General features: G+C 68.3%; 4 protein-coding genes and 1 pseudogene. 3 read left to right on the top strand and 2 right to left on the bottom strand.

The features are described from left to right. Positions 1-4: 4 nt before the first annotated feature. On the bottom strand, positions 5-1450 hold the full coding sequence (gene gndA, locus GVY64_RS11595; RefSeq protein WP_201297982.1) for an NADP-dependent phosphogluconate dehydrogenase: 1446 nt from the start codon (positions 1448-1450) through the stop codon (positions 5-7). Between the two features lie 679 nt (positions 1451-2129). Between gndA and GVY64_RS39085 the strand changes: the two are divergent. Continuing rightward, positions 2130-2312: pseudogene (locus tag GVY64_RS39085) on the top strand (TetR/AcrR family transcriptional regulator); the annotation flags it as partial. Between the two features lie 207 nt (positions 2313-2519). On the opposite strand, the gene GVY64_RS11605 reads toward GVY64_RS39085, so the two are convergent. After that, on the bottom strand, positions 2520-2966 hold the full coding sequence (locus GVY64_RS11605) for a MarR family winged helix-turn-helix transcriptional regulator (RefSeq protein ID WP_159840522.1): 447 nt from the start codon (positions 2964-2966) through the stop codon (positions 2520-2522). A gap of 217 nt (positions 2967-3183) precedes the next feature. Between GVY64_RS11605 and GVY64_RS11610 the strand changes: the two genes are divergently transcribed. After that, positions 3184-4413, top strand: coding sequence for a TetR/AcrR family transcriptional regulator (locus GVY64_RS11610; RefSeq protein ID WP_159840523.1), 1230 nt, complete (start codon positions 3184-3186; stop codon positions 4411-4413). A 216-nt stretch (positions 4414-4629) separates the two neighbouring features. Beyond that, positions 4630-6465: an acyl-CoA dehydrogenase gene (locus GVY64_RS11615; RefSeq protein ID WP_159840524.1), complete on the top strand. Its 1836-nt coding sequence runs from the start codon at positions 4630-4632 to the stop codon at positions 6463-6465. The last annotated feature ends 1 nt before the right edge of the window (position 6466 follow it).

A 6466-nucleotide genomic window follows, 5' to 3' on the forward strand; every position in this document is an offset into this window, starting at 1 on the left:
CCGGCTAGTCGGCGCGGACCTCGCTGCGGTCACCGCTCCAGAGCGTGTGGAACTTGCCATCGGCGTCCACGCGCTCGTAGGTGTGCGCGCCGAAGAAGTCCCGCTGCCCCTGGGTGAGGGCGGCCGGAAGGCGCTCGGCGCGCAGGGCGTCGTAGTAGGACAGGGACGAGGCGAACGCCGGCACCGGGATGCCGAGCAGGGTCGCGGTGGCCACGACCCGGCGCCAGCTGTCGATGGCCGTCTCGATCGCTTCGCGGAAGTACGGCGCGAGGATCAAGCTCGGCAACGCGGGGTTCTCGTCGTAGGCTTCCTTGATCCGGTTGAGGAAGCGGGCGCGGATGATGCACCCGCCACGCCAGATCGTCGCGAGGTCGCCGGGGCGCAGGTCCCAGTCGTATTCGGCACTGCCCGCGGCGATCTGGTCGAAACCCTGCGCGTACGCGACCACCTTGGAGGCGTAGAGCGCCTGCCGGATGTCCTCGGTGAACTGTTCCACATCGGTGGGCTTGTCGGCCAGCCGCCCCGAGGCCAAGCCGCGCGCGGCTTTGCGCTGTTCGCGGGAACCGGACAGCGCTCGCGCGAACACCGCTTCGGCGATGCCGGTGACCGGCACACCGAGATCGAGCGCCGACTTCACCGTCCAGCGCCCGGTGCCCTTCTGTTCCGCCGCGTCGACGATCACGTCGACGAGCGGCTTGCCCGTCTTCGCGTCGACCTGATTCAGCACCTCGGCGGTGATCTCGACCAGGTAGCTCTCCAGGTCGCCGGAGTTCCACTGGGTGAACACGTCGGCGATCTGCTTGGCGTCGAAACCGAGCGCGTCGCGGAACAGGTGGTAGGCCTCGCCGATCAGCTGCATGTCGGCGTACTCGATGCCGTTGTGCACCATCTTGACGAAATGTCCGGAACCGTCGGGACCGATATGGGTGCAGCAGGGCGTTCCGTCGACCTTGGCGGCGATGGACTCCAGCAGCGGCCCGAGCGAGTCGTAGGACTCCTTGGGACCGCCCGGCATGATCGCGGGGCCGTTGAGCGCGCCCTCCTCGCCACCGGAGATGCCCGCTCCGACGAAGTTCAGCCCGCGCTCACGCATCGCGGCCTCGCGCCGGATGGTGTCGGTGTAGAGCGCGTTTCCGCCGTCGATGATGATGTCGCCCGGCTCCATCGCGTCGGCCAGTTCCTCGATCACCGCGTCGGTCGCCGCGCCTGCCTTCACCATGATCAGCACGCGGCGCGGCTTCTCGAGCGCGGCGATGAACTCCTCGACGGTCTCGGTGCGCACGAAGTCGCCGTCGTCGCCGTGCGCCTCGAGCAGTGCGTCGGTCTTGGCGACGGTACGGTTGTGCAGCGCAACGGTATAGCCGTTCCTGGCGAAGTTCCGTGCGATGTTGCTACCCATGACCGCCAGACCGGTGACCCCGATCTGTGCACGCGCTGTGGAGGTCGGCATCAATCAGCTCTCTTCGTTCGACAGGGCGGCGCTCCGCGCGAAGGTGTTCGGCGGCTGCATCGTGGAGTCCGTTCCACGACGCTTCAGACCTTACCTACCGCGCCGGTGCGGACCCGGACGGCATTGCGGGCGCTCGAGGGCCACAGGCCGGCGATGTCACCGATCGACCACCGGGCCGGTGACCAACTGGTCGCGAATCTCGGCGAACGCCTCGGCCGGCTGGTAGATGCCCGGCGTCCAGAGGGTTCCGATGGAGACGCCGGCGAGTTCGGCGATCCTGTTCGTCGTAGTGGCGGCGTATCACGCACACCTCCTACCTCGCATTCCTTCCCTACGACCTGCGCGGCGGACCCGGAGCTACGGCCGCAGTCGGGCACCTGGTCGTGGCGCGGGCACCGGGTGCACGTCGAACGTGTCCGCCGACCGGGGCGGACGTGCAGATGATCCTGATCCACGGCGCCGGTGGGCACGCCGCGGCCATGTGGCCGTTCGCGGCGCCGGCGGCGGCGAAGGGTTTCGACGTTAAGGTGTACCACTACGTCCCGAACAAGGACGCGCTGCTGTACGCGCTCGCCGAACGTCACCCGCGCGAGGCATCCCTGGCGCTCCTCGTCGCGGCCGAGCGCCTGCGCGCGAGCAGCCACCGCTGCGCGAAACCATCCGGCAGCTCGTCGACGCCGTGACGCGGTTGCACACCGCGCAACCGGAGATGCACCGGCTGCTCTTCGATCAAGCGCCGTGCACACGTGAGGGCGTCGAACGCCTGCGCCGGCTCGAACAGGTACTCGCGGGCGAAGTGGAGTTCCATCTGCGCCGCCTCGACGTCGGCGGCGCCGACCCGGCGTTGACGGCCGTGCTGCTCGTGCAGGCGGTGGAGGCGCAGATCCACGGCGCCGTCCTGGACCCACCGGTCGGTCGCACCGCCGACGAGTGCGGCCGTGCGATCATCGATCTCTGGACCCGGGCGCTCACCCGTCTGCCGACGGACCGGCTGCGATGTCATCGTGCGGCTGCCCGGCGAGGTGATCCGCCCTCGAGGCAGCCCGCGCTCGGCGAAGCCGCGCCGCGATCATCCGTAGGCGATGCGCTCCAGCAGATCCAGCGCCTCGCCGACCTTGTCCAACTCACCGGTCCGCAGGCTCTCCGACAACACCTGCGTGAGTGCGTCGTTAGCGGAGGCCTGGTGACCGCACACCCACGCGCGGCCTTCTTCGGTGAGGGTCAGGTTCACCCGGCGTCCGTCGTTCGGGTCGCGCACACCGACGATCAGGCCCTGATCACGCAATCCGTCGACCACGTTGCGCATCGTTTGCGGCCGGAGCATCTCCAGTCGCGCCAAGTCGACCGCGGCCATGGCGCCGTGCCGATGCAGACGACCGAGAACTGCCCACTGCGTCGCGGAAAGCCGCCGTTCCTCGGGATCCCGCCGAGCGCGCCGCAGGATGACGGTCGACGCAATGCGCAGGCGGGCCGCCATGCTGGACAGTGCTGTGGCGTCCGCGGTCTCAGCGCTCACGGGCGGGCTCCCTCTGCTTACCTGATCGATGAACGATCCCCGGGCTGGTGATAGCTGCGGGAAGCCTACTCGACAGTAGAACCGCGGCGTCGGCTATGACGAAATCGTCATCAGGATGACCGTCGCGCCGGATCCCGCCGCGCACACCAGCGAACGGCTCGCACGCGGAGGCGGCCCGCCCCCGCCGAGGATGATCCGATAGGCGACACTGACCGCGATGGGCACACAGGCGCACGGCGGACAGCCACGACGAAGACCACCGCATCGGCGCGAAATGATCCTCGACGCCGCGGTCGACGCCTTCACGCACGGCGGCTATTACGGCACGACGATGGCCGACATCGCCGCCGCGGTCGGCATCTCGGCGACGGCGCTGTATCGGCACTTCCACAACAAGCAGCAACTTCTTGGACAGTGCCTGATGGTCGGGCTCGACAACACGCTCCACCGGCTCGATGCCGCGTATCGCGCCGACGATTCCGGTGGCGCGGTCCTGGCCGAACTGGTCCGGGTCGCGCTCGAGCTGCGCGGCCTGCCGCGCTTGTGGCAACTGGAGTTCCGCAACTTGACCGCCGCCGACAAGACCGCGGTGCTCGTCCGCGTCGCGCGGCTGACCCGCTACCTGCGGCGCACGATCCGCCTGCGCCGCCCCGAGCTGAGCGCCGCCGATGTGGAACTGCTCAGCTGGTGTGTGGTGTCGATCGCGGTCAGCCCCTCCTATCATCGCGCCGAGTTGCCCGCACCGGCCGCCGCGCAGGTGCTCGACGCCGCCGTCGCGGCCGTGATCACGACCCGGATGCCCGCGCGCCCGGCCGGCCACGCGCCGAACCGGCCACCACGCATGGAGACCGGCAACGCCGCACTCGACCGAGCGCTGCGGTCGGAGCGGATGCTCGCCGAGGCGGCGCGACTGTTCAGCACCCGCGGCTACGCCGCCGTGGGCATCGAAGACATCGGTGCGGCCGTCGGCGTGACCGGACCCGCGCTCTATCACCACTTCTCGAGCAAGGCGGATTTGCTGGACCAGATCGTCCGGCGCCAGGACGAGTGGCTGCGACTGCTGCTCGCCCGGGCCATCGCCGAGGGTCGTAGCGCCGAGGAGTCCATGCGCTCGCTCATGCGCAGCTTCGCCCAGCTGGGCGTCGACGAACCCGATCTCTTGGCGATCACCGTCAGCGAGATCCGGCATCTGCCGGGCGACGGGGTGCAGCGCTACCGACGGGTGCGCCTCGACGGCATCGCCCAGTGGGCCCGCATGCTGCAGGCCGTGCGGCCGGACCTGTCCGCGCCGAGCGCGCGGGTGCTCAGCCGGGCCGTCACCACGGTGGTCATAGATGCCGTACGCAATCCCCGCTTCCGGCGGCGTGCCGAGCTCGTCGAGATTCTCGTGGCCATCGGGGAGGGAATCGGAACCGCCGGAATCCACGGCCGAGTCGGCGCGCAGTGATTTGTACCACTTAGTGGCTATTAACTTATTCGCGCCGAATATGCGCTAGCAGCGGATTGAATGCCACCACCCAACTCGCACTTTACTTAGCGGTCATTAACATCAGATTGATTTCGAGTTGTCGGTGCCGCACAGTGTGCCGTGGGTGATCACCTGAAGGTGCGCCCGCCGATTCCCTCGCCGGTACACCGGCCGTTTCTCGAAAGGCATTGGCCCGTGAGCCATTACAAGAGCAACGTGCGCGACCTCGAATTCAACCTCTTCGAGGTGTACGGACTCGACGACATCCTGCGGACCGGAGCGTTCGGGGATCTGGACGGAGAAACCGTGCGATCGATGCTGGCGGAGGCGGCGCGCCTGGCCGAGGGACCGGTCGCCGAACCGTACGCCGAAACCGACCGCACCCCGCCCGTTTTCGATCCGGCCACGCACTCCGTCAGCCTGCCCGAGCCGTTCAAGAAGGCGGTGCGCGCCTGGTACGACGCCGACTGGTGGCGCGTCGGCAAGTCGGAGGCGGTCGGCGGGGTGCCCGCTCCCTCGATGCTCAGCTGGGCCATCAGTGAATTCGTGCTGGGGGCGCAGCCCGCGGCCTACATGTACCTGACCGGGCCGACGATGGCCCACATCATGCACGGCGTCGGCACCGAGCAGCAGCAGCGCTGGGCGCAGTTCATCACCGAGCGCAACTGGGGGGCCACGATGGTGCTGACCGAGCCCGACGCCGGTTCCGACGTGGGCGCCGGGCGCACCAAGGCGATCGAGCAGGAAGACGGCTCCTGGCACATCGAGGGCGTCAAGCGGTTCATCACCTCCGCCGACTCCGACGACCTGTTCCCGAACATCATGCACCTGGTCCTGGCCCGCCCCGAGGGCGCGGGACCGGGCACCAAGGGCCTGTCGCTGTTCTTCGTGCCGAAGTTCCACTTCGACCACGAGACCGGTGAGCTGGGCGAGCGCAACGGCGTCTTCGTCACCAACGTCGAGCACAAGATGGGTCTGAAGGCGTCCGCCACCTGTGAGGTCACCTTCGGCGGCCACGGCATCCCGGCCAAGGGCTGGCTGGTCGGCGAGGTGCACAACGGCATCGCGCAGATGTTCCAGGTCATCGAGGAAGCCCGCATGATGGTCGGCACCAAGGCCATCGCCACCTTGTCCACGGGGTACCTCAACGCCCTCGAATACGCGAAGAACCGCGTGCAAGGCAGCGATCTGACCCGGATGGCCGACAAGACCGCGCCGAAGGTGACCATCACCCGGCACGCCGACGTGCGCCGGTCGCTGATGATGCAGAAGGCATACACCGAAGGCCTGCGCGCTGTCTATCTCTACACCGCCGGGCACCAGAACGATGTGGTGGCACAGCACATCTCGGGCGCGGACGCGGAGCTGGCCGCGCGGGTCAACGACCTGCTGCTGCCGATCGTCAAGGGTGTCGGCTCCGAGCGGGCCTACCAGTACCTGACCGAGTCGCTGCAGACCCTGGGCGGTTCCGGCTTCCTGCAGGACTACCCGATCGAGCAGTACATCCGCGACGCGAAGATCGACTCGCTCTACGAGGGCACCACCGCCATCCAGGCGCAGGACTTCTTCTTCCGCAAGATCGCCCGCGACCGCGGCGTCGCCCTGGCCCACCTCGCGAGCCGGATCCGGGACACGGCTCACTCTTCCACGGGCAACGGCCGGCTCAAGGCCGAGAAGGTTCTGCTCGCCACCGCGCTGGAGGACGTCCAGGACATGGCGGGTCGGTTCACCCAGCATCTGCTCGCCGCCCAGCAGCAACCCACCGAGTTGTACAAGATCGGACTGAACTCCGTCCGGTTCCTGCTCGCCGTCGGCGACCTCCTCGTCGCCTGGCGGCTGATCGTCGCCGCCGAAATCGCCATCGCCGCATTGGATGCCGATCCCGCCGACCAGGACCGCGCCTTCTACCAGGGAAAGATCGCCGTGGCATCGTTCTTCGCCAAGACGGTCCTGCCGCACCTCAGCGCGGAGTGGTCGGTGATCTCCGATGTCGACATCAGCGTGATGGATCTCGACGAAGCCGCGTTCTGAC

The organism is Nocardia sp. CY41 (assembly GCF_009829325.1).
Taxonomy (GTDB): Bacteria; Actinomycetota; Actinomycetes; order Mycobacteriales; family Mycobacteriaceae; genus Nocardia.